The organism is Mycobacterium sp. ZZG, assembly GCF_054786995.1.
Window position 1 is genome coordinate 25711 of the sequence record NZ_JBTBFV010000027.1, and the last position, 22368, is coordinate 48078.

20 protein-coding genes are annotated in these 22368 nt (G+C 67.1%); 3 read left to right on the plus strand and 17 right to left on the minus strand.

All coding sequences use genetic code 11. The features are described from left to right. Positions 1 to 2: 2 nt before the first annotated feature. From ACXMYJ_RS16215 to ACXMYJ_RS16250, 8 genes are all read right to left on the minus strand, one after another. On the minus strand, positions 3 to 1793 hold the full coding sequence (locus ACXMYJ_RS16215; protein WP_460357613.1) for an AAA family ATPase: 1791 nt from the start codon (positions 1791 to 1793) through the stop codon (positions 3 to 5). A 3-nt stretch (positions 1794 to 1796) separates the two neighbouring features. Next, entirely contained in the window at positions 1797 to 3878 is a 2082-nt protein-coding gene (locus ACXMYJ_RS16220; protein ID WP_460357615.1) for a hypothetical protein, read from the minus strand. Beyond that, positions 3875 to 6418, minus strand: a complete 2544-nt coding sequence (locus tag ACXMYJ_RS16225; protein ID WP_460357618.1) for an ATP-binding protein — start codon at positions 6416 to 6418, stop codon at positions 3875 to 3877. Before ACXMYJ_RS16225 ends, ACXMYJ_RS16220 begins: the two co-directional genes overlap by 4 nt. Then, positions 6402 to 6779, minus strand: a complete 378-nt coding sequence (locus tag ACXMYJ_RS16230) for a hypothetical protein (protein ID WP_094295595.1) — start codon at positions 6777 to 6779, stop codon at positions 6402 to 6404. The genes ACXMYJ_RS16225 and ACXMYJ_RS16230 overlap by 17 nt, the downstream gene beginning before the upstream one ends. 2 nt (positions 6780 to 6781) lie before the next feature. Then, on the minus strand, positions 6782 to 6919 hold the full coding sequence (locus ACXMYJ_RS16235; protein WP_460357621.1) for a hypothetical protein: 138 nt from the start codon (positions 6917 to 6919) through the stop codon (positions 6782 to 6784). Next, positions 6916 to 7197, minus strand: a complete 282-nt coding sequence (locus ACXMYJ_RS16240; protein WP_094295596.1) for a hypothetical protein — start codon at positions 7195 to 7197, stop codon at positions 6916 to 6918. Before ACXMYJ_RS16240 ends, ACXMYJ_RS16235 begins: the two co-directional genes overlap by 4 nt. A gap of 71 nt (positions 7198 to 7268) precedes the next feature. Further along, entirely contained in the window at positions 7269 to 8186 is a 918-nt protein-coding gene (locus tag ACXMYJ_RS16245) for a conjugal transfer protein (protein ID WP_460357624.1), read from the minus strand. 1 nt (position 8187) lies between these two features. Then, complete coding sequence (locus ACXMYJ_RS16250; RefSeq protein ID WP_460357627.1) at positions 8188 to 9336, minus strand: hypothetical protein; 1149 nt, start codon at positions 9334 to 9336, stop codon at positions 8188 to 8190. 514 nt (positions 9337 to 9850) lie between these two features. On the opposite strand from ACXMYJ_RS16250, the gene ACXMYJ_RS16255 reads away from it, so the two are divergent. The 3 genes from ACXMYJ_RS16255 (at position 9851) to ACXMYJ_RS16265 (ending at position 11942) form a co-directional block, all read left to right on the plus strand. Beyond that, positions 9851 to 10225: a helix-turn-helix domain-containing protein gene (locus ACXMYJ_RS16255; protein WP_094295600.1), complete on the plus strand. Its 375-nt coding sequence runs from the start codon at positions 9851 to 9853 to the stop codon at positions 10223 to 10225. Continuing rightward, positions 10215 to 10994 (plus strand): hypothetical protein, encoded by a 780-nt coding sequence (locus ACXMYJ_RS16260; RefSeq protein WP_460357630.1) that lies wholly within the window; start codon positions 10215 to 10217, stop codon positions 10992 to 10994. The genes ACXMYJ_RS16255 and ACXMYJ_RS16260 overlap by 11 nt, the downstream gene beginning before the upstream one ends. An 84-nt stretch (positions 10995 to 11078) precedes the next feature. Further along, on the plus strand, positions 11079 to 11942 hold the full coding sequence (locus ACXMYJ_RS16265; RefSeq protein ID WP_460357632.1) for a hypothetical protein: 864 nt from the start codon (positions 11079 to 11081) through the stop codon (positions 11940 to 11942). 344 nt (positions 11943 to 12286) lie between these two features. Here the strand turns inward: ACXMYJ_RS16265 and eccE are convergent, their stop codons facing one another. The 9 genes from eccE to ACXMYJ_RS16310 all read right to left on the minus strand — a co-directional run bounded on the left by eccE (position 12287) and on the right by ACXMYJ_RS16310 (position 22299). After that, the gene (eccE, locus tag ACXMYJ_RS16270; RefSeq protein WP_094295603.1) at positions 12287 to 13834 is read right to left on the minus strand and encodes a type VII secretion protein EccE; all 1548 of its coding nucleotides are present in this window, start codon (positions 13832 to 13834) and stop codon (positions 12287 to 12289) included. Beyond that, positions 13831 to 15495: a type VII secretion-associated serine protease mycosin gene (gene mycP / locus ACXMYJ_RS16275; RefSeq protein WP_419125616.1), complete on the minus strand. Its 1665-nt coding sequence runs from the start codon at positions 15493 to 15495 to the stop codon at positions 13831 to 13833. Before mycP ends, eccE begins: the two co-directional genes overlap by 4 nt. Beyond that, positions 15492 to 17009 (minus strand): type VII secretion integral membrane protein EccD, encoded by a 1518-nt coding sequence (gene eccD, locus ACXMYJ_RS16280; protein WP_460357635.1) that lies wholly within the window; start codon positions 17007 to 17009, stop codon positions 15492 to 15494. The genes mycP and eccD overlap by 4 nt, the downstream gene beginning before the upstream one ends. After that, the gene (locus tag ACXMYJ_RS16285) at positions 17006 to 17761 is read right to left on the minus strand and encodes a MinD/ParA family ATP-binding protein (protein ID WP_460357639.1); all 756 of its coding nucleotides are present in this window, start codon (positions 17759 to 17761) and stop codon (positions 17006 to 17008) included. The genes eccD and ACXMYJ_RS16285 overlap by 4 nt, the downstream gene beginning before the upstream one ends. Before the next feature lie 1183 nt (positions 17762 to 18944). Continuing rightward, positions 18945 to 19901: an ESX secretion-associated protein EspG gene (locus ACXMYJ_RS16290; protein ID WP_460357642.1), complete on the minus strand. Its 957-nt coding sequence runs from the start codon at positions 19899 to 19901 to the stop codon at positions 18945 to 18947. A 14-nt stretch (positions 19902 to 19915) separates the two neighbouring features. Then, positions 19916 to 20209: a hypothetical protein gene (locus tag ACXMYJ_RS16295; protein ID WP_094295048.1), complete on the minus strand. Its 294-nt coding sequence runs from the start codon at positions 20207 to 20209 to the stop codon at positions 19916 to 19918. A 37-nt stretch (positions 20210 to 20246) separates the two neighbouring features. Then, positions 20247 to 20549, minus strand: a complete 303-nt coding sequence (locus ACXMYJ_RS16300; protein ID WP_094295095.1) for a hypothetical protein — start codon at positions 20547 to 20549, stop codon at positions 20247 to 20249. A 78-nt stretch (positions 20550 to 20627) separates the two neighbouring features. Then, positions 20628 to 21995, minus strand: coding sequence for a PPE domain-containing protein (locus ACXMYJ_RS16305; protein ID WP_460357646.1), 1368 nt, complete (start codon positions 21993 to 21995; stop codon positions 20628 to 20630). 4 nt (positions 21996 to 21999) lie between these two features. Next, a complete protein-coding gene (locus tag ACXMYJ_RS16310) occupies positions 22000 to 22299 on the minus strand; it encodes a PE domain-containing protein (RefSeq protein ID WP_094295050.1) in 300 nt (99 codons plus the stop codon). Between the last annotated feature and the right edge of the window lie 69 nt (positions 22300 to 22368).

The following is a 22368-nucleotide window of genomic DNA, read 5'->3' on the forward strand; positions in this document are numbered from 1 at the left end:
GGTTACCCTTGCTCGCGGGTCTGGATTCCTGCACTGATGAGGACCTCGCGCAGAGCGTCGGTCATATCGGCCTCCACGACGGTCCGCAGCAGATCCGAGTCAGCGGTAGCCAAGTCGATCGACGGGTCGGAAACGATCCGCGCCTTCATCCTCTCCACCGCCTCGGACACCACGTTGCGCACGTAGCGGCCGTTGCCCGCGATGTCGACGAGCATTTCCGCCGGGTTCTCGGGGTTGTTGGTCGAGGTTGCGGTGAGCCAGCTCGTGTACCGGTCAAAGGTGGCGGCCGCGCCGGGATGCACCAGTACCCGGAAGTTCTCGGCGAACATCGCCGCGATCTGGCCCAACTCCTCAGCGCTGTAGGAGCTGAACTCCAGTTGGGTGGGAAACCGCGAGCGCAGACCGGGGTTGGCCGAGAGCAGCCGGTTCATACCGTTGGCGTAGCCGGCCAGGGCGATCATGGTGTCGTCGCGGTGGTCCTCGGCGAACTTCATGATGATGTCGAGTGCGATACGCCCGAAATCACGCTCGTTGTCGGCTTTGTACAGGTCAGGGGCCTCATCGACGAACAAGACGCGGCCCTTGGCCTTCTCCAAATACTGGCGGGTCTTGACCTCGGTTTCGCCGATGACGCCGCCCACGAGGTCCGGACGGGAGACTTCGATGAAGTCTGGAGAGTCCAGGATGCCCAGGCCGAAATACATCTCACCCATTACCCGCGCGATAGAAGTCTTGGCCGTTCCCGGGGGACCGACGAGGGTCATGTGCAGCGCGTTGCGCTGCCCGACTCCCTCGCCGCGCGCGGCCATCGCCCGGTCGTAAATCTGCACGTTCTTAAGCTTGTAGACGTGGGCTTTCACCTTGCCCAGGCCGATGAAGGACTGTAGGTCCCGCTCGGCCTTCTCGAGGACGGCTTCAGCAGCCTGAGCCTGCTCGGCTTGGCGCAGCTCCTCGGTTGTCGGTCCGGACTCCGGATCCCAGCGGCTGGTCCGGGCAGTGATGGCCTGCGCGGTGGTGGTCCTGGGTCCGAAGGTGGGGTCGGCCAGAGCTGAGGAGGCCTCGGGGAGAATGCGCCCGCCGACGCTCGCCCTGCCAAACTCGACGCGGGCGTCGTCCTCCCGGCCCAACAGACGCAGCGCGAAGCCGCGGTAGAGGGCCGCCAGGGCTGCGGCGTGCGGGCTGACTTGATCGGCGGGGACGCCCTTGAGCACGACTAGGCCGGCATCGAACTCGCCGAGACTGACGTGAGCGAGCCCGGCCATCAGGTCGGTGGCGGCGTCCACGGCCCTCAGGGTCCCGGCAACTGGCCGGTCGGCCCAGTCCAGCACGTCGGTCCAGCGCTGGGTGACGTAGTGCAAGGTGGTGCCCAGGCATCGCCAGATGGGCGTCTGCGTGGGTTCGCGGGCGGTGTCGTAGGACTCCAGCAGCTTCTCGGCGGCGTCGTAGTCCTTCTCGCTCAGCAGCGCCGCGATGTAGGCCAGGGTGATCGTCGCCGCGGTGTAGGGGAACACCTCGATGAAGCCCGGCGAGGGCACCGAGGCCTCCAGAGCAGTGTCCTGCAGACCCAGGCGGCGCGTCTCGCGGTGCACGGTGGCGCTGGTTTCGTGGGCGTGGCGCAGTGTCTGGCTGGAGTGATCGCCGGTGGCGATGAGCCCCAGCCAGGCGTCGCACATCCCGGGGTCCATGCTGACCGCCTGGCGGAACCGCTCCCGCGCGGTAGCGGGGTCGGCTGGATTGCCGAGCAGGCCCAAAGCATCAAATCCGGCGTCGAGGAAGTCGCGCGCAGTGCTCATCGTCTATGACCCAATCTCTCGGGGTGGTCGCGGCGGTCGGGCGGCGCGAGGCGCCGCGGTGTCGTTCTGGCGGCGCTCGTCGATGTCTATTGTCCCTGCTGGGGCACCGTTGCCGCGCGGAGGTTGAGAGCCCGCATCTGCGGGCCGTCCGGGTGTCTGCGCCGTGCTGCGACTGGCCAGGGTCGGCGCCTGTGCGGGTTCACGGGCAGGCGGGGAGCCGCCTGTGGTGTCCGGGCGTGGCTGGCGCAGCGGGGCCGGTGAAGCCTCACCCCCCGCCCCCTGGGCGGCGGGGGATGCCGAGTTGCTGGTGTTCTTCGCCCTCTTGAGCACGTGCCCGGCGGTGCCGGCGACACCGGCCGCCTTGGCCGCGGCCGCGACGGGGACGGCCACCTCGGGGGCGGCGACCTTCACCGCGCTCACCGCGGCGGTCGCGGCCGCCGATTTCACAGCAGACTTCGCCGGCGACGCGTCGTTGCCGGTCCCGGCTCCGCTACCGGTGACAACGGTGCGCGCCGTGCTCGACGAGCGCGGCTTGAACCACTCCATGCCGGGTGTGCGCCGCGCTGACGAGGAGCCGGTGCCATCGTCCTGGCCGCCAGCGGTGTCCTTACCGCCGCCCCGTCCTAGACGCGCACTCGCGGACTGCGCCTTATCGCGGTACGAGCCCGCTTCGTTGCGGACGGCGCCGGTGCCGGCATGCCACGCGCCGGTGACCTGACGGCCGATGGTGCCCATGCTGTCGGCGTGGAAGGAGCGGTCGACGAACCGGAAACCCAGCCAGAGAACGCCGGCGGCCACGGCCATGATGAGCACCCGAGGAATCGCTGTCGCCGTGGACGCGCCGAAGGCGTCCGTGGTCAGCACCCAGGTAATGCCGATTGCGGAAACGGCGAGGTAGACCTCGAACACCATCAGTTGGATCACGTGCATGAAAAGCTCTGTGCCGCAGTGCTTGGCGAACGCCAGAGCCCGTCCGAAACCCAGCATGCCGATGAGGAAGGACGGCCCGACCAGGATGCCGAAGTACAGCGACTTGATGCCGACCAGCATCGCCGACAGGCCGACGTAGAAGTAAAAGAAGGCCACCACGATCGCGACCAGGACCAGCAGGAGACCAATGGTGGCGTCCGAGCCCCCGAGACGCTGCGCATAGGCCAGAGCCTGGGGAGCGCCGCAGTTGGCCATGGCGTGCGCCGGGCCGGGACCATCAACGCCTCCCGCGCTGGTGATGGCCGAGTTCCACGCCTGCCGGCAGCCGCCGACATCATCGACGACCATGCCGAAATTGAGGACCTGCAGCGGATGGCGCACGCCCGCCGTCACGACGTTGGCCATCAGGGCATCCAGCTTGGCGTCCAGCGAGGTACCGGACGCGAATGGTGCCCCGGTGGCGGCCTGGGCGATCTCCAGCCCGGTGCCACGCCCCAGCGCCAGCAGACCGTGCTCGCTGTACAGGTCACCGATGGGGTCAGAGAACACCGTGGCCAGCAATACCGTCAGGACAAGGGCGGTGCCCAGCATGGCCCAGCCCCGGCCGGGATGACCACGCAGGATGTGATAGCCCGCCACGGTGACACAGACCGTAATCGCGATGGGGGCCAACATCATTGAGCTAACCAACGAGGCGACCGCGTTGTACAGCGGCAGGCCGAAGGTCGCGATGGCCACCAGCCAGCCAGTGGAGAGCGCGAAGCGCAGAAACCACAGCGCAGCGGCCATGATGAAGATGAACGTCCCAGCGATCATGCCCAGCCACCATGCCGCCGTCGCGTTGTCGACCGCGCGTTCCATCGCCGCGGCCATCCACGGCATCCAGGTGCTCGGATCGACCATCGAGATGTCTTGACCGTTGTTGGTCGCGGCCTCCCGCGCCGACACCATCGACAAGAAGTAGAACGCGATCGGCACACCGTCGTTGTCGCGCAGTCCTGTCCAGCCCAGGGCTGCCGAGCCGCCCGCGGCGACAGCATTCGGCGCGCACAGCAGGGCAACGAACGACAGCGTGTAGGTCAACGTCATCGTCACGACGGTGCGGCGTGCGCGCGGGTGGTCAGCCAACCACAGTGTCAGCGCGCCGGAGGTCATGCGAAAACCTCTTGAGGCGGGGTGCTGTCCAGGTCAGCGGCCAGCTGCGTGGTGGGAGCACCCAGGAAGCGGCAGCGGGCCCGCCGGCCGCGCTCGTCAACGATGAACCCCTCCCCCATCCGCGAGGGGTGCACCTTGCCGAATGCTTCGTCGTCGCTGTCCTCGTCGTCGGCCGACTCGGCCGGGCTGGTGTCCTCGTAGTAGGACTGCACCACTTCGGGGTACAACGCGGGATCGACCCCTGCCCACTCCAGCGTCTTGGTCGCCAGCTCCTCGTTACGAATCGCGAACAGCCACTTCTGGGTGATGAACTCGTCGCCCATCCGCTCGAAGTCCCGGTAGTCCTGGGAGATCAGCCAGATACCGGTGGCGTGCTTGCGGCCCTGGCGAGTGATGTAGTGCGCTGCGCGCGCGCTGGCGGGGTAGGCCATCAGTTCGGCCGCCTCTTCGAAGATCATCGTGGAGAACTGCTCGCGGTGCAGAAACTGGTGACGCTGCACGGTGTCGATGATCAGGCCGTAGATCGCCATCCCCGCACGCGCCCTTTTGGGCAGCTTGTCGTAGAGGTGCGGGTTGAGGATGTCGTCTGCGGAGGGCAGGCCCAGCCGGTTGGTCAGCCAGATCGTGGCCAGCGACTGCGACGGTGAGTACGCCGGCAACGTCTCGTCGAAGATCGGCCGCGCTGCCGGCTGGGTGGCCCAGGCTTCCAGACGGGCGAGCAGCATGTCGTTGGCGGAGTCAGGCTGATCGCGCAAGTAGCCAATCAGCGAGCGCATCGATTTAATTCCGTTGGCGTGGCGTAATTCTGGACTCACCAGAAGGGTGAACCGGTTCTCCATGTCGCTGTCGGCGGGGACGCCGATCATCGGCAAGATGTGATTGGCGGCGACGTCGCCGGCGTCTTCGAAGGCGAACATGCGCAGCGGGTCGAGGCTGAACCGGGAGTCTCCCAGATCGATGGTCGTCGTGTGGGTAACGTTGCGGAACGCCTGGCCCCACTCGCCATGAGTGCCCGGGTCGAACATGTCGACCTTGCCGCCGCGCAGAACCACCTCGATCGCAGAGAGCTTTGCGCGATTGGACTTCCCCGCTCCAGGGTCGCCAATGATGATCAGTCCGGTGTTCTTCCTGCGTTGGGCGCATCCCTCCGGATCGTGCAGAATCAGGCTGCGCCGCAGGGTGTTTTGATTCTCGGCCAGCGGAGTTCCGCGGGAGTCACCCACCCGTGTTGAGATCAGCGGTGTGAACCGGCCCCACAGGTGCGCTGAGGTCGGATCGCGGAACTCGTCGAGGTGTGCGTGCTTCTCACTGCCCGGATTGAACGCCGACCACAGCTTGGATTGCGCGCCGCGCCAGCGACTGACCGCAATTTCGGCTTGGTCGAGTTCGTGGCGGACCTGTTTCACCGCGTCCTCGCACATCTCCAGGGTCGGAGCACCCACCGCGATCAGGGTGGCCACGTCCAGCTCCCGCTCGCTGGGGTTGGCCTTGATCTGCGCGTTGTACTCGCGCGTGTTGGCCAATTTGATGTCGAGTTCGTCGTCCTCCTCGATCATGCGGCCTCGTTGGCGCATCTGGTCTTTGATGTTCTTGGCCGCGCGCGCGTTGAGCGCTTCGGCGCGGTCGGGGCTGCGCACGGTGACGTGCTGCATCCAGTCGATAGCGGCTTCGGTGTCGACGTTATCGAGGGCATATAGGTACGCCGCCTTGGTGAACCGCAGACCGGTGTCGGGGAAATGCGTGACCGGAAGCAGGGCCTGATAGCTCCACGGCCCGTCCGGGTGGTCGGCGTCGTAGAGGCGCACGATGGGACGCATCGTCGGCCACCAGGAGGAGCGCACAGCGTTGGCGCCCTCGTCGACGCCAGGGCGCAGGAAGTCCGCAGCGGTCAGCCGGTCTGGTCCGGCCCCGGCCGGCGGCATCGGGTCGCGCAATGTCCCGCGAAAGACGTTGTGTCGGTGCTGCCACAGGATCTGCAGTGGGCTTGCCGGTCGGACGCTGAACTGTTGAGGCAGCGAGGCGACCACTTCGGCGGCAAGGCGTGCATAGGCGGCGACTGAGGTGTCCGAGTCGACGTCGCGACCGACTACCCAGTCCTTTGCCTTCGTGGCCGCTCCGGCTGCGGTGCGACCGCCTTTGCCGCTATCGACGGGGAAAGTCAGCCAGCCGCGGCGCCGCTCTTCCAGGAACACTGGTGCGCCTGCGGGTGCGGCGGCGGGGTTGAAGGTGGGCTCCCACAGTCGGCAGTGCTCCACCCAGCCTGGTCGGTGGCTGTGGTTTCCAACGATGTTGCGCATCAGTCGATTTGGATCGGTGGTGTCCAACAGTCCGGACAGTGACCAGCCCGAGGGCAGTGCGCGGGCCAGGTTGCGGTAGAACCGGCTGCCCCGTTCGTGGGTGCGCAGCGGTCGCAGGACGAGCGGCAGGCCGTCGATGAGGTAGTCGGCATACACCCCGCCGCGGGTGAAGCGCAGGTTGCCGATCACGGCCAGCGGCGGATCGAAGAGATGATCGACGCGCGGATCAGCGTTGCGTGCCATGACCGCTCCTGGTGGCGGGGCGCGCGGCGCATCCGTTCTTGGGGAGAATCGACGCCAGGGCGAAGCTGGCGCGCGCGGCCAGCGACGGTCGCCGCTTGGGCAGCACCATCCGCAGGATCACGGTCACGACGACAGCTGCCACGGCAGCGATGCCCAGGACGCTGAACCCGGCGCCTTCGTGGGTGCGGAACCACCACAGAGCGGGCAGCATGATCATGCCGATCGCGATGAGTTCGGCACTGCGGTACGGGCCGCCAGGCAGGCGGTTTCCGGTCGAGGACTCCCCGGCGTAGATCGGGACATCGCGGATGCCGGTGAAGACCTTCGCCGGCTCCCCAGTGGGTACCTCGTTGTTGGGCATGGTCAGCTCTCTTCGTGGTGGCTGATGAGGATGGGTTGGTTGTTCGCGTCGTCGATGAGCCCGGTGGTGGCGTAGATGAGCGCGGCGATGACGAGGAAGCCAAGCAGCGACGCGGCCAGCTCGGACATTCGATGCGTCATCGCCCGTAGACGGAGACGATGCCGCGCTGTTCCAGCTCCTGGTTGCCTGACTGTTGGAAGCCGGCGACGTTGGCGATGATCAGCGACAAGATGATGCCGCCGACCACGGCGCCGATGGCCGATCCGATTCCCTGCTTGAAGCCGTTGCGCAGGCCGACCGCGATGCCCAGCGCCATGGCGGCCAGACCGCCGACGACGACCACGATCGAGAAGATCTCTTGGGACATGCCCACGATCCCCTGCGCTGCCAGAACCGTTGTGTTCGAAGCGATATCCATCGGTGTTCCCTTTCAGTGTGATGGTGGATGGACCGAGCTGGCGGCGGGGTGCCGCAGCTACGAAGGGATGTTCACCGTGTGCCCACGGCGACGGGAGTAGGCGGGGCATCAGGGTCGATCGCCGGAACCACGTCAATGCCCGCAACCGACCAGGCGCCGCCGGTGGCGCGCAGGGTGAGCGGATACTCCAGTGGCGTGGAGGTGTAGTCGGCTGCTCGCGCGCTGACCGTCACCCAGACCCGCAGCTCGCCGCCCTCGGTCGGAGCCTCCGGGACCGGGTTCTGCGCTCGGATCGAGGTCACCTCAGCGGTGGAGTAGGCGCGCAGCGGACCCAGCCCCGAGTCCACGGTGACGAATCGTTCGATCCCGTTGGCGTCGGTGAGGTAGCACGTGACAAAGCCGCTGATCACCGCCGCCAGAACGGCATCGTTGGTAATAGTCACCGGATAGTCGAGCGACACATCGACCCCGGGTGGTGGCGGGTCGCGGCGTGCCGGTTTGGCCATCGCCCGGGGCGCAGCGCCGTTGTAAACGCTGACCGGGAGCTGGTAGTAGCTGCGCACCGGAGGGGCGTTGGTATAGGACTGCTCGGTCACGGAAACGATGACGCCGTAGGTCGCGACGCCAGGCGTCGTCTGGCCGAGGAAGGTCGCTGACGCGGCCTGCGCCGAAACGATCAGCGGGGAGGTCGTAGGCAGCGACATATCGGTGCTGTTGGGAAAGCAGCGCGCCACCTCACCGGCCCGACTGCTGCTGGCCGTCAGAAGCACTGTCACGCAGTCGATTGCGTAACTCTCCACCAGGGCGGTCTCGTTGCCCACCGAGCGCGCGGTCACTGCCACCGGGGTCTCGTCTTGCGGGAACACCCACCGCCACAGCGTGGACGCTCCGCTGATGACCGAGCAGACCACGAGAATCGTCACAATCACTTTGGCGCTGCCCTGGCCGGTCGTGGTGAGCCGTCGCCGCCAGGTGTTGGTCAGCTGCATGTCAAACCGCCTTGTGCCCAATGATTTTGATGCTCGACACGGCGAAGGTGCCGTCAGCCGGATCCCGCGGCGTCGACCCGCCTGGGAACACGGGGACTGGTGTCGGCGCGGCACCCTGGTTGCCGCCGAGAATGTCGCCCAGGATCGACGGACCAGCGCTCGGTGGCGGTGCGGCCGGCGAGTTGGTTGGTGCAATCGCGGGCGGGCGGCTGGTTTCTTGGATGATCAGCGTGATCTTCGAGGCCAGCACGCCAGGGCGGATGGATTCCACGGCTTCGCCACGGACATTGCCGGTGTTCTGGTTCTTCACCGTGCGGTCGGTGTCGTTGAACTGCCACTGCACACGGGTGACCACGCGATGCTGCAGCCACGGATCCGGTTGATCCGGGCTGACCTCGGTCTTGTTGACTGCGCCCGGCACGATGGACACCGCGGTGATGACGAGGGTGCGTCCCAGGTCGATCTCCAGGACCTGACCGTCAACCGACCGCACACAGACCCACGGAGTCGTCGAGCTGGGGTCGGCCACCGACTGCGCGGACGTCGATCCCGGTGGGCAGTCCGAGGACGCCGTAAAGGGCAGCGGCCCATCGGTGTTCGGGGGCGGGCTGGGTGGTGCCACCTCAACCACACGGGGCGCTACCGGAGCGGATGCTGGCTTGGGTGGCTCCGCGCTCGGCGAATTGGCCATGGTGACGACGAGGGTGATGATTGTGCCCAGGACGGCCGCAGCGCCGAGCGCGGCGACGACCCACGGGGTGTATCGGCGCGGCGACGGATCCTGGGAGGGAATGGCGGCGGTGTCAGAGGATGTGCTGTCTAGATCCACCACCGGCCCGCCGACGTCGAATGACCCGCCGACATCGAAGGGTGAGCCCAGCAGTACGGGCCCGTCGCCGTCGTAGTTGTAGTCATCCTCGGCATAGCCCAGCGGTGATTCCTCGCCGTCGCCGTCGCCGTCGAAGTCTGCGGACTGTCGCTCGGACGCGAAGTCGTCGGCCGGGTCGGCCTGCGTTTCCTCGTTGGCCGAGGGGGACGTCGATCGAGAACCGTTGTCGACGCCGAAGGTTCCATCGCGGTCATCGTCATCGTGAACGGTGACCGCCCCGATGTTCTTCAGCCACTCGTCGTTGTCGATACCGCGCGTCATGGCCGCCGGCCCCGGACGGCGCGAGACGGGCGGCTTCCTGCGCGAGCACGCCGCACGTGCGTCCCCGCTGCATGAGTCACGGCGGCCGGAGCGACGTCGAGGTCCTCCGTCTCGGGCGGCCCCCACCGCAGATGCAGCTCCTCTGCGGGGTCAATCTCAGCGCGCGGTAGCGCCGCTGCGGTAGGAGCTGGCTGTGGGGGAACCGCGGGGTACGGCGCCCACTGCGCGGCGGGAGCGACGCGGCTGCGCCCACGCCGGCGGAGCACATGCAGCACCAAGGCGGCAAGCGCCACTACCGCCAGGACCGGGGCTAGCTGGACAAGTACCTGGACCAGCACGGCCACGACGACGGTCAGCCCGACCGCCACCCCAGCCGCCACCATCAGCACGATCTTCACGTCAAGCCTCCCTCGAATCGGCTCATGCTCAACTCTGTGACCGCACCGTATCTACTAAGGGGCAAATATGTCCACACTCATGGACGACTAAGGGCGAAATATGATTCTGTTAGCGCATGGAGGCACCAGAACAGGGCATCGAGCGGCTGCACCACTTCGTCACCGAGCGGCGACGCGCACTCGGCATCAGCCGCGCGCAGATGTTCGCCCGCGGCGGGCCGTCACCCTCGACGATGAACAAAGCCCTCACCGGGGACCGGGGGTTGTCTCGATCCACCCTGGAGCGCATCGACCGTGCGCTCGGCTGGGCGCCGGGCTCGGCCGAGACCGTGATGAGCGGCGGCGCCCCCACTTCGCGGATTCCGGCGCCCAGTGACGCGGCATGCCCTGCGCATGAGCACGTGGTCACAGTCCTGGAAAGCATTCGGACCCAGCTGCACACCGCCGAGCAGCTCGTTGAGGATCTGCTCGGGTCCGGCCATGCCCGCTGAGGTATTCGACGAAGAACGCCGCGCCTGGGTCGCCGCCCGCGCCGGCATCTGGATGTTCCAGAAGCGCCGCGCCGAGCTACTCGGCAAACGCATCCGTGCCCGTAGCCGCGCCAAAGTGGGAGCCCGACCCGACCCACACGACGATCAAGTGACCCCGCCGCTGATCTTCCGCACGTCCTCCACCACGACCGGCGCCCTCGAAACCGGTGTCGTAGCCTTCCTCGCGGCGGCCGCGCCGATCGGCTGGCCGGCCGGCCGGATGCTCTACAGCCTGATCATTGGGCTGATCCCGGAACGTCTGCAGGCGTACCCCATTGCGGCGCTGCTCTGGGCCGCCATCATCAGCGGCGCACCCTTGCCGCTGCTGTATGACCCCAACCCCTCGCTGGCCAGCACGCTGCTGATCCCGTGGCTGCTCGCCCAGATCCCCGCCATTTTCGCCTCCGCCGCCGCGTACGGAGTCCTCGAAGGCTGGTTGGCCATCGACGGCTCCAGCGACTGGTGGCCTATGACGCCGGCCCAGCGCGACGTTGACGACACCCTGATTCTCGGTCCAGCGCCCGTGTCAATGCCCACGCTGCTTGATCCCGACCCGTCTACGGGCACCCGCTCGTCGGACGCCCTGCCCGTCCCCCGCCGGCGACCGGCACCTGTCAACTGGACCCGGCTCGTGATCCCCACGTCTCTCGCCGGCGCGGGCACCTGCTGGTACCTCGTCGCCGTCGCCGGCGCGCTGATGACGGTCCCCGGCGAGCTGCTGGGCGGCTAGGTACTTCCCCGGTTTCCGCATCGGGGCGCTGACCTATCCGTGCGTCGCCGTGCTCGGCTGTCCAGCACGAATACCCTGGCGGGCATGAAGTCGTGGGATTTCTGGACGGAGCGCACGGTGCCCGGCCCTGACCCGTGGGGCGGCGACGAGCGCACTGAGCGGGTGCTCGATGAGCAACTGTTGAAATCCCTCACACAGGGTCCGCTCGCCGATCGCACCGACATCGAAGTGGCGGTGGCCCTGGCCCGCTTCGCTCACGAGGAGTTCGAGGGCCACGGCACCGGAGGTGCCGATATCACCCAAGACGAGTCGGTGTTGGTCTTTCGAGCGCTCAAGGCCGTGTTGAAACGCTTGGGCATCACGACGTTCGATCCCCCGTTCAGAGACTTCGCGACCTTCTACAAGCACTGGCGATCCGAGGGCGCGAGCGGACCTGGCGGCTGGCAGGCCCGCCGAGACATCCTCGACAAGTACTTCGAGCCGCTTCAAACGCTGCTCGACGAGCGAGAGGCAGGCTCAATAGCCTCCACTCTCGCTACCGCCATCTCGCCCCGCAAAGTCACAGGCTGGCCGCGCGTCGACGAGGAGATCTCCGAGCTGCGCCGCCACTTCGAATCGGCGTCAACACAGCAGGACTACTCCAACGTGGGGAACGATTGCGTGGCCATCCTGGAAGCGCTGTCGGCCACCGTCTACGACCACTCGAAGCACCAGCGCGGCGACGACGCCGAGCCTCCCGTGGCAAGTACGAAGGCCAGGTTGGACCGCTACGTCGAAGTTGAGTTCGCGGGAGCGGAGAATGCCGAACTTCGGAAGCTGGCCCGCGCCACCATCGAACTAGCCCAAGCGGTCAAACACCGCCGCGCTACGGTGTCGAGAGTCGAGGCCGGCATCGCAGCCGACGCGGTGATCCTCTTAGCCAACATGCTGCGCCGGATCCAGCCCTAATCCGGGCTCAGGTCAACCGGTCTCACCTTGACCTACGCTCGACGACCTTCTGGCTTGTCAGGGAGAAGTGGCTGGGCAACCTGGGTCGCCTGTTGCCGCATCTGCTGGGCGATCTGTACAGGTTCTCGGTCGAGTGCTTGAGTGATCTGCGTTGGCAGTTGCCGCATTTGTTGCATGGTCTGGGTTACCTTACGAGGCTGTCCCTGCGGGTCGTTGTTGCCGTCCGACATAGTGTAATTCCCTGTAGTTGTTCGCGTTTCGTTGATACGGGCTCCTACGCTTCCCACACAGCGGCCAGGAAGGGCCCTCGCGTGGCAGGTCGCCACCCTTCATCATCATCACCATCAGTTTAGGAACGTCTGTTCGTTGCGGAAGGTCACCGCGTCTAGGCGGGCGGTGAACCGTTCGGTCTCGATGCGGATTCGTCCGTTGCGCTGGGTGATCCGGACGTCGGGCTCAACCGACCGAGGTCCAGCGCCGACGCTGATGCTGACGAGAGCGCCGGGGTAGGGATTGGCTGACCCGTTGTGCACCACCACCGTTGGCGGCCGCGGCGGCTGGGCGCGTAGGTCGGTGGTGTTCCAGATCCGCGACGACGCTGCTGCCATGGCCCACCGGCGACGCGGGTCATAGACCGCCACCACCTCGCCGCTGGCCGAAGCGCGGCGAATGAGCTGCCGGACAGCGAAATCGTCGTCGGAATCGATGACGATGCGGGTGGGCCCCGCCGGGTCGCGCAGCGGCATGAGTAGCAGTGCATCGTCGACCTTGCCCAGCATGACCCCCGACGAGCCGATGGCCACGGCTGCGTCGAGATCGGAGGTCAGCGTTCGCGCTGGCATGCCGTTGATCCGATCGGAGCCGGGCAGCAGAGCAGACAGCGCCCACCACTGGCGACCTGTGTAGCGGTTGAGGATGACCGCCGGCGGGGTGAGCAGCGGCTGCGCCGTGGTGAACCGCACCGTGGCCGACACGGTGATCCCCTCGCTCGAGCGGCGTAAGTGCAGTGCGAGCAGCGTGTGCTCTGAGGCGATTGCCCACATGTCATCGAGGCGTTCGGCCGTGAGGTCCTCTGAGCTGAGGTAGTAGCTGGTGACGTGGGCCCCGCGGTGGGTGAGGTCCTTCCAGCCCTCGCGGAAGGTGCTCTCGATGTCTTCCTTGCTGCCGCCGTGCATGTCCAGAACAGCCTGGCGCATGTCGGCGGCCGTCATTGGTTCTGCGCGGCAACCGCTTTGGCGCAACGCACGTGTGATGCGACGGGTGACTGCGGCGACGGCGCCAGCGGCATCGGTGCGCCACATCAGCCCGGCCGTGGTGTCCGGAGCGCGGGTGTCCATGCGGATCATCAGCATGGTGCTGCGCTGTCCGGCTGCGGGTCGGTCGGCTAGGAGCTGGGCGTAGAACTGGCCATAGTTGTCACTGGCGGTGCGGCGGCCTTGAGCGATGACGTCGACGTCCACACCAAGTCCAAACCGTTGCATCTGCTCAGCAATCACGCTCAGTGGCAACGTGTTCGGGGTCTCAGCACCCTGCGGACGCAGCAGCGTGGGGATGTAGGGCCGACCCCACACGTTGACCATTGTGACCAGGGTGTGCTCATTGACGTGCACGCCCAAGGGCTGCCCATCGCTGTCGACGTCGACGTACTCGCCGGTTTCCACACGGTGTTCCTTATGGCGGAGCCGTCCGATGGATCGTGTGAGCCACTGCCAGGGTGTAAGCCGCGACACCTTCACCATCAGCAGCAGTGCGCCGAGGACCGCGCCGCCGGCTGCACCGGCCCACCATGGCCCGTCGAAGGCGATGGCGATGGCCGTGCCGACAACGGCGAGAATTTCGGTGGGCAATGCCGCGCGCAGATCGGCGCGCGCGCTCCAGGTGCGTTCCTTCATCGTTGATGCTTCCTTCGCCAGACAGTTGTCCCCCACAGCACCGCGCCAACCAGCACCACGCCAGCCCCAATCTGGGCAGCCAGCATGCGTGCCGGTCGCGGATCCGGCGGCGGTGGGGGTGGCGGAACGTGCAAGGGCGCTTCGGTGGGTGTCGGTGCTTTGGCCGGAGCTGGCGGCACGTCCCAGGTCAGTGCAGCGAGCGGGTCGACCACGCCGTAGCCGATCACGTTGTCGCGCCCGCCCGCAGGTGCGTGCGCGGTGGCCGTGAGTCGGTGAATGACTTCGGCCGCGGGCAGCTGCGGGAACTTGGCCCGCACCAGTGCTGCCACTCCAGAGACATAGGCCGCCGAGAACGAGGAACCGATGATGGGTTTGAACTTGTCCTCGTCGATCGAGGCGTTGATGACGTTTCCTGAGGTCGACAAGCCCACGATGTCAGACCCCGGCGCCGCGAGGTCTACCCACGGCCCGTGCAGCGACGCAGCTTGGCCCATTAGCGGTGTGCCGAAGTTGTCGGTGGCCGACACCGCCAACACGTAGTCGTCGAACCAGGCCGGTGAGGCGATGGTCACCACTTCATCCCAGCCGGATGCGCCGGTCGGTGGTGGCGGATTCTGACTGCATCCCTGGGTGCCCGCGTTGCCAGCGGCCGCGACGATCACCGCGTCGCGGTCGACCGCTGCATAGCGCAGTGCCGCGCCTAGGATTGCCTGGTCGGTGGGCTTGGTTACCGGGATGCAGGACACCAGCGAGATGTTGATGACTCGTGCGCCGAGGTTGGCGGCATGCACGATCGCACGCGCCAGCGTGTTGATGTCGCCGGTTCTGCGGACCTGTTCTTGGTCCTGATCGATGCGGGGATCTTTCAGCCCGAAGTTCTGCGAACTCTGTCGGATCGCCAAAATCACTGAGTCCGGGGCGATTCCGACCAGGCCATCGGGGCCACCAGTCGGGGGCGGCAGCTGTGGATGGGGACGCTGCGGCGCCTGGGCGACACTGCCGCTGGGGCCCCACGCCGGAGGTGGCCCGGGCGGCCCCGGCGGCGGCGGAGGTTCTGCCGGCGGTGGCGGGGGCGGAGGCGGAGGCTCGGTGGTGGTCTTGGTAACGGTGATTGTGGGCGGCGGTGGTGGCGGTGGAATCGGTTGTGGCGCAGGGGCTGCGGGCGGTGGCGGTGCCACCTGGGCGCCCGCCGGACGCACCGGCAGCGGGGCACCCGAAGGTGCTGCGCCGATCAACGATGCGACCAAAGTCCCGTGTCCGTCACAATCTGAGAGCCCATCACCGTACTGCGCCAACACGTAATCCCCGCCTGCCACCAGGTGCGGCAGGCGCGGAGAGGGCGCCACCCCGGTATCGATGACGGCGACGACGACCCCGGCACCGGTCGACTCTTGCCACGCCGCGGTCATATCCAGCATTGCCAGCGCCGGGGGCAGCTCGCGCAGATCGCTGCCGGGGACGACACCGGTCAGCGTGCACGCCCGCGTCTGCTTCATCGGCCAGTCTGGGGCTGGCGCGGGATCTGGCGGTGGCGGGCCGGGCGGCACCACCGGTGGGGTGATCGCCCAGCTGGCTCCCATGCTGGTGGCGGCGAGCAGCGCAACCGTGCCTACCAGTCCAGCACCGGTACGCACCCGGTCGGCAAAAGGCTTGCGGCTCATATCCCGTGCCTGACTGCGTTGCGGATTACCGGATACAGATTGAGCAGCCACAGTGCCCAGGGCAGCAGCGCGAGCAACAAGACGTACTCGATCATTTCCACGAACCGGCGCATCGGGGCGGTGTATTCGCGGAAGGGCACCACAAGCGCCGAGAGCAGTCCCAGCACGGCGAGGCCGAGGGTGACCGCGACGCAAATCATGGCCACCTTCAAGCTGGTGGAATCGCTGGCGGCGTAGCGGCCGATGGCCACTGCCGCTGCCCCCATACCGGCAACCATCAACGTGACGGACTGATAGCGGTCCACGAACGAGCGTGAGCGAAGCACCAGGATCACACAGACCGCTCCCACGAAGGCGGTGTAGCGCCATCCGCCGGGCTGGCCGGGTACCACGGCGTAGCGGGCGGCGACGATGGTCACCACGGCGAGCCCAATCATCATGCCGGTCAAGGTGTTGTTACCGCGCATCACCCATGCGCGGACCTGTTCCGCGGTGGCCACTCCGGTCGGGCCGACTGGCGACACGGTGTCGGAGGGCTGGCCGGGCAGCCGCTCGAAGACGCCGCGATTGGTCACGGACGGAAACAGCGGTGTCGGCACGCCGGAGGCGGCGACGGCGGTGCTGGTCGCCCACGTCACGGCGATAACCACGCCGATCATGGCGATGACGGCGACCCGTTCTGGACGGACCTCCCACGTCGAGGCCGCGACGACCGCCGCAACGAAGGCGAACGCACTGACGGTCAGAATCGCGGCGATCGCCACGATATGGCGGCCCCAGATCGTGGCGAGCACGATGACCCCGACGATGACCGCCACAAGCGGTGCGGCGAGGTGCCACAGGCCTGGTGCGCCCGGAAGAGACATGGCCGCGGCAGCCGCCGCGGGAATGAGCGCGACCCAGGACAGTGCGTGACCGGTTGCGCGGCGCTCACGGCCGGCCACAGTGCTGGGGTCTGCCTTGGACAGTCCGCGGGCTGCCGCGACGAGCGCCACCAGCATCGTCCAAGCCGAGGCTGCGCCGATCCAGCCGTACGAGGCGTCGGTGCCGCCGATGCTCCACCACCAGTTGACCAGGATGAGGCATGCCCACCCCACAACGCCTGCGGTGAGCCAGCTGGCGACCTTGCGGCCCATGTCGGGTGTCAGGGTGGCCAGCAGCTGATTGGCGGCCCGCGCGATGGCGGTCGAGACCATTTCCGTCACCGGTTCGTAGGTCTCGGCCGAGGCCGCCGGCAGCAGCCACAATTGCTCCCCGTCGAGCACCCCACACTCATCCAGCGTCTTCTGCGGGTCCAGCGGTTGTGCGTCCGCGCGGCACAACCGGTAGCTCTGCTCGGGATTGAGCAGTGGGCGGCCCCGTTCGCGCAGAACCTCGTTGACGCGGGCCACCAGGTCTTCGGTGACCGCGATCAGCGCCACCCCGGCGGGCAGGGAGTAGTCGATCTCGAAGTCCTCACCCACCAGGAGCGCGACCCGGCACAGCGCCGGGGTGGACGGCTCGGCGGGGTTCACTTCCCGTCCTCACTGCTGTTGAAGCCCGAGGCCAGCCGAGCGGTGATTTCCAGGTAGCGCCGCCGTGTCTCCGGGCGCAGCTCGTTGATGTCAATCACCCCAGCAGAGGCGATATGCGGATCGAACGGGACGACGAAGACGCGTTGCGGGCTGACCCAGCGAGAGAACTTCTCCACCAGTGAATCCACCAACTTGCGGTGAGCCTTGCCTGTCTCGCCCCGCACATCGTTGATGACGACGACGGTGCGTTGCAGTAGGCGGTGATAACCAGCCTCGTAGGCCCAATCCATCAGCTCAGCAGCGCCTTTCGCGCCGTCCGGCGCTGTCGAAGCCACCATGATCAAGGCGTCGGCGCGGCTCATCAGGCCGGGGATGACCTGGTGGTCGACGTCGGTGCCGGAGTCGCTGATCAACACGCTGTAGAAGCGCTGCAGCACCGCATGAGTGTCGGTGTACACCTGCGCAGTCAGTGGCTGACGATCGCTTTGGTATCGATTGCCTAGGACATCGAGGCCGGCAGACTCGTTCATCCCGACGTGCGAGCGAATATCGCTGTAACCATTCAGGTTTCGATCCGACAGCACGTCCTTGTAGGAGTTCGTGGCTTTGGGGTCGATCCGATCGGCCAGGTTCGAGGCGCGATCGGGGTTGGCGTCGATGGCGATCACTTTGTCCTTGCGCAGCGAGGCGAATGTCGACCCGATCGACGCGGTGGTCGTTGTCTTGCCCACGCCACCCTTGCCGCCCAGCACCACGATGGAGTAGGTGCCGCGCAGGTGGCCGGCGACCGTCGCGTTGAGGTTACGCAGCAGCTGCTCATCCGGTGACTCGCCGGTGTTGATGAGCTTGAATGTCCCGTAGTAGAGCCACTTTCGCCATCCGCGTGACGAGGGGATCTTGCGTGGAGTGTTGAGTTCGGAAGCGGAAATCTGCTCGCTGCGCAGCTCAGCACCCCCGGACCCGGTGTTGTGGGACCAGTCCCATTCGGGCGGTCGCGGCCCGCTGGGCGCTACGGGTTCACTTTGCGGCGACTCCGGCGCCCGCGCCGACCATCCCGGCGGTGGCTGGGTGGGTCGCTGTCCCCCGCCTGACTGGGGGGCACCGCCCTGAGCCGGCCAACCGGGAGGAGGCGGTGGTGTTGCGTTGGACCCCAACGCGTTTCGCAGCGTTTCGCGAGACAGAAACTGTGTGCTTTCCTCCGGCGCGACCGGCCGAGGAGCCGGTCGTCCCGGCGGTTCTGCCTCCTGGCGTGGTACGTCACTGCCGAAGGCTGACGGTTGTCCACCCGGGCGTGGGCTCCACGGCGGCACCGCAGGCCCCTGGTCGGGGTGCTGCGGACCTTCGGCGGCGGGCGGCCTGGGCGTCGCGTTCACTTGAGCTGTTGGCTCATCGCCCGCTGTCGGGAATTTCGCTGCCGGAGTATGCATCTCACCCTGGATGGGACTGGCTTCGAGGCTCTGGTTGGGGCCTTCGAGCGACTGAGGCGGCCAGGGCGCCGGGGGGTAACCCGGCGGGGGCGCTGCGGCATCACTGCGCGGCGCGTTGGTCGCCGGCGGGGTCTGGCCCGTCGTCGGTGGCTGTTGGCCCCATCCCCTGCCGTTGTCGCCGGGTGGGTCGATGTGGTGCCGGCCGCCGGCAGGGTCGCCCTGGGGTTCCTCTGCAGCAAATGGTGGCTGCGGATAGCTGGGGGCTGCTGGCGGCGTTTCGTCGCCGGCGCTTGCGGCCCCTGGTGCACTCCCGCGCGTGTCTTCGTCATCGCCGCGCCCCGTGTTGTTCAGTGCGTCGAAGAACTGTTGATCTCTGGACTCGGTCATGTAGCCCCGCCCTCCTGCCGATTTCCACCGGGGAGCGCTGAAGGCTCCTCGAATCGGTGAATATCACCGTCGCAGAAAGACTACCAACCACACATTTCAGGCGTCCACGACGTTAGGCACATCAGTGTGCGTGAAATGTCTGATTTCTTTGATGCTGGTCCCAGCCAGCACCGCTGGGCAGGTCCTTCAGCACGTCGCTCACCGCGCGATTGATCCGCGTCGCGGTGCCGGGAAACAGCATTGTCCAGCGCTGCTGGTCGTCGGTGGTGCTGGAGGAGATGACGACCCGGCCCATCAGGGAGTCGACAACCATCGCGCCCGTAGCGGCAAACTCTGGCCCATCCACTGAATATTGGGTGGCGCCGATGGCCGCGCGCACGGCCCCGGTGTCGGACACTGCGACGATAACGCGAGCCTGGCGTGCCGTCAGGCCTAGCTTCAGCAGTTCGCCGATCACGTCGTAACCCTGCGGGTCAGCCTGCCAGCTTCCCAGCACTGACTCCAGCTGTTCGGCCTCGATGTTGACGCCCTCGAACTCGGCCGGGATCTCCTCCCCGAGCAAGTCGTTCACAGCCTCGAAAACAGTAGTGTCACCGTCGAGGGGGCTGATGGTCACTTCGTCGAGCGGTTCCTCACCGGTTCGCCACACGCGCGCTGCGACAACCCATTTACCGTCACGGCGACACAGAACCGCTGTCCGATCGGCAGATTGGTGTGCGCGCCATGCGCGTAGCGCTGCCGCGGCAGCAAGAGGCTCTTTGAGCGGATCCGCTGGCGGCGTAAAGATTTCTGGGGGGCCGGTGAGACGCTCAGACTTCTCGTCCGGGCGGGACACCCTGATTGACACGTCGATATCGCAGCGGCCCAGTGTCCAAAGCCATTCCTGCACATCAGGGTCCAGTGTCCGGCCCTGGCATACCCCCGCCTCCTCCAGTACCTGCAGGCCGGGGTGGGAGGCCAGCATAGCCTCGGTGTCGCCCACGGGCCGCACGCGCAGCGCCGCAGGAAGTCTGGTGACGCCAGAGAGCGCAGCTGTCAGCCACAGTCCTTCGGAGGTGGTCGACAGCTGCGCTCCCATGGGTCAGTCCTTACTCAGATGCCGACGAAGCGGGCAGCGTTCGCCGCGTCACCCATATCGGTGTTCTGCACCGCGCCGCCCTGGGCGCCGCCGTGCCGCTGGATGGTCTCGAAGACCTGCTGGTAGGCCTGCGTGATCGAACGCTGAGCCTCGGCGTAGGCGTTGGCACCCTTGTCGCTCCAGAAGTCTTGCGTCTGGGCGAGAACCTGCAGTGCCTGCTCCTGAAGACCGTTCAGATGCGAGACCAAGCCGGCCTGGGCGGCCACGTGGTCCATCATCTTCGCCTGGTCGTACCGCATACCCTCCATGTGGGTTCTCCTTCGAAAGTTGTTGTCGGTAGGTGGGTTACGCCTGGGTGGCGACGCTGGACAGCTTGGCCTGGTTCTCGGCCTCCACGCGGTCGTACTCGTTGGCGCCGGTCTGCATGGCCTGGATCACCTGATCGAACCGGGCCGAGACGTTGCGGCCGGTGGTGGCCACTTCCTCGGTGGTCTTCATCGAGGCCACGGAGGCGATGCCGACGAAGGCGCTCCCGCCGAGGTCCTGGTTCATCGTCATGTAGCGGCCCAGGGCGTTGAGCGTCTGGTTCTTGATCTCGTCGAGCTGGCTGGCCGAGTTGCGCAGCTTGGTTGAGTCAGTCTGGAACATGTCCACTTCCTTTCGGTTCCCGTATGGGATGTGTGTGCTGGTTGGTTGTCATGTGTTGCGCCGGTTGCCGCCGAGCGATCACCCTCCCCCGTCTGTGTAGACCACGCCATTGGCGGTCAGGATGGGGATAGCGTCCGCGTCGTCGAGGACCACCGATAGGGAGGTGTCGTCCTCGCTGCGGCTCGCGCCTTGATCGCGGCGCTGCCCGGCCTGGGCGGCGCCCATCGGCATCATTCCGGGCATGCCGGAGCCCATCGGGCCCGTAGCCATGCCCGGCATGCCTGCGCGTGCGGCCGCCGAGGGCTTGTTCTGGCCGGGCGCGCTCGACCCGTCTGCGGCCGAGGCTGGGCCCCACCACGCCGAGGGCATCCCGATCGGGCCACTGCCCATGCTGGCGCCGGCGGGTTTGGTGAGCGCGGCCGTCACCGGGCCACCGCCGGATCCGAAGCCGCCGCTGACGCCGTTCATTGACGCAGCGAGGTTGGCGCCGGGAGCGTTGGCCGATAGTCCGCCGAACGGTCCGCCGCCCATGCCGCCCATGCCGCCCATCATGCTGCTGAGCTGGCTGCCCATCTGCATGGGCGCTTGGGCCAGCTGCGACAGCGGCTGGGTCATTCCCTGGGCCATGGAGGGCAGCGAGCTAGCCATGCCCATCATCGATTGGCTGCTGCCGAGCAGGTCGCTTCCGCCTGGCTGAGCGAGTTGCGGGGTGCCGGTAGTGCCAACATCGCCTTCGCCGCCTGACTGGCCGGCGCTGGTGGCCGCCGACAGTGCGGCCGGGGCCGCCGACGAGACGGCTTGACCCGCGGCCTGTAGTGGGGCGCTGAGTCCCTGCATGGACGCTTGGACACCGGTCTGGACTCCTTGAGCGCCCATGCTGGCGGCCCCTGCAGCCAACGCGGCCGGATTGCCTCCGGCGGCCAGCGGTGGGCGAAGCGGGACGCTGAGGCCGGACACGATGCTGGCCGCGGCGCTGGAGTAGCCGGTCATCGCGGTCGCGTTCTGCGCCCAGTACTCGCCGTACTCGACGTCAGCCTCGGCGATGGCGGGGGTGTTCTGGCCAATGATGTTGGTAGCTTGCAGCGTTGCCTCGCGGATGCGGTTGGCAACGACGACCGGGTACGGAATGGTCGCCGCGACCGCCGCAGAATGGGCACCAGCAGCAGCGCCGATCAGACCGCTGGCCTTCTCCGCATGAGCGCCGGCCTCAATCTGCCACTCCGACTTCGGAACAGCAGCGGCCATCATGGAGGTGCCACCTTTGCCCCACCAGCTGCCGGTAGCGGTCGTCGCCGCAGTCGCCATCATCTGGGCGCCCTGCTGCATGTGGGTGACCCCGGCGGCCTGGTAGCCGGCCACGACCGAGGTCATGGCCGCCGCGCCTGGTCCGGTAGTCAGCCGGATGGCGTTGGTCTCGGGTGTAAGCCCCCAATATTGAGCGGGCATGTGCTCAGAGGAGCAGCGAGGCCTGGTTGACGGCCTCGGTTGCCACCGACATCACACCGGAGACACCGACATCGCCAGCGAACATTCCCCGGTCCGCGACGCTGACGCCGGTCTGGGCGAGGAACTGCGCGTTGTGCGTCTGGATCGCGGTGGCCAGAAGGGCGGAGACCTCCTCGCTTCCCATCGGGACAACGGCAGTCATCGCCGGTGCTGAGCCCGCGAGCACGCCGGCGGTGGTCGCCGTTCCGGTCGCTTCAGCTACGGATTGAGCAGCAACGCCAACTGGATCCACAAAAAAGGTCACGATAAGCCTCCCCTAAGGCGCTAGGTACCTGATAAGCCGAGAGTAGAGCGGTTCGGCAGTGGCTGCCAC

Coding starts and splice junctions, on each gene's coding strand:
- ACXMYJ_RS16215 (WP_460357613.1), bottom strand. CDS start 1,793: ATGAGCACTGCGCGCGACTTCCTCGACGCCGGATTTGATGCTTTGGGC.
- ACXMYJ_RS16220 (WP_460357615.1), bottom strand. CDS start 3,878: ATGACCTCCGGCGCGCTGACACTGTGGTTGGCTGACCACCCGCGCGCA.
- ACXMYJ_RS16225 (WP_460357618.1), bottom strand. CDS start 6,418: ATGGCACGCAACGCTGATCCGCGCGTCGATCATCTCTTCGATCCGCCG.
- ACXMYJ_RS16230 (WP_094295595.1), bottom strand. CDS start 6,779: ATGCCCAACAACGAGGTACCCACTGGGGAGCCGGCGAAGGTCTTCACC.
- ACXMYJ_RS16235 (WP_460357621.1), bottom strand. CDS start 6,919: ATGACGCATCGAATGTCCGAGCTGGCCGCGTCGCTGCTTGGCTTCCTC.
- ACXMYJ_RS16240 (WP_094295596.1), bottom strand. CDS start 7,197: ATGGATATCGCTTCGAACACAACGGTTCTGGCAGCGCAGGGGATCGTG.
- ACXMYJ_RS16245 (WP_460357624.1), bottom strand. CDS start 8,186: ATGCAGCTGACCAACACCTGGCGGCGACGGCTCACCACGACCGGCCAG.
- ACXMYJ_RS16250 (WP_460357627.1), bottom strand. CDS start 9,336: ATGACGCGCGGTATCGACAACGACGAGTGGCTGAAGAACATCGGGGCG.
- ACXMYJ_RS16255 (WP_094295600.1), top strand. CDS start 9,851: ATGGAGGCACCAGAACAGGGCATCGAGCGGCTGCACCACTTCGTCACC.
- ACXMYJ_RS16260 (WP_460357630.1), top strand. CDS start 10,215: ATGCCCGCTGAGGTATTCGACGAAGAACGCCGCGCCTGGGTCGCCGCC.
- ACXMYJ_RS16265 (WP_460357632.1), top strand. CDS start 11,079: ATGAAGTCGTGGGATTTCTGGACGGAGCGCACGGTGCCCGGCCCTGAC.
- eccE (WP_094295603.1), bottom strand. CDS start 13,834: ATGAAGGAACGCACCTGGAGCGCGCGCGCCGATCTGCGCGCGGCATTG.
- mycP (WP_419125616.1), bottom strand. CDS start 15,495: ATGAGCCGCAAGCCTTTTGCCGACCGGGTGCGTACCGGTGCTGGACTG.
- ACXMYJ_RS16290 (WP_460357642.1), bottom strand. CDS start 19,901: ATGGGAGCGCAGCTGTCGACCACCTCCGAAGGACTGTGGCTGACAGCT.
- ACXMYJ_RS16295 (WP_094295048.1), bottom strand. CDS start 20,209: ATGGAGGGTATGCGGTACGACCAGGCGAAGATGATGGACCACGTGGCC.
- ACXMYJ_RS16300 (WP_094295095.1), bottom strand. CDS start 20,549: ATGTTCCAGACTGACTCAACCAAGCTGCGCAACTCGGCCAGCCAGCTC.
- ACXMYJ_RS16305 (WP_460357646.1), bottom strand. CDS start 21,995: ATGCCCGCTCAATATTGGGGGCTTACACCCGAGACCAACGCCATCCGG.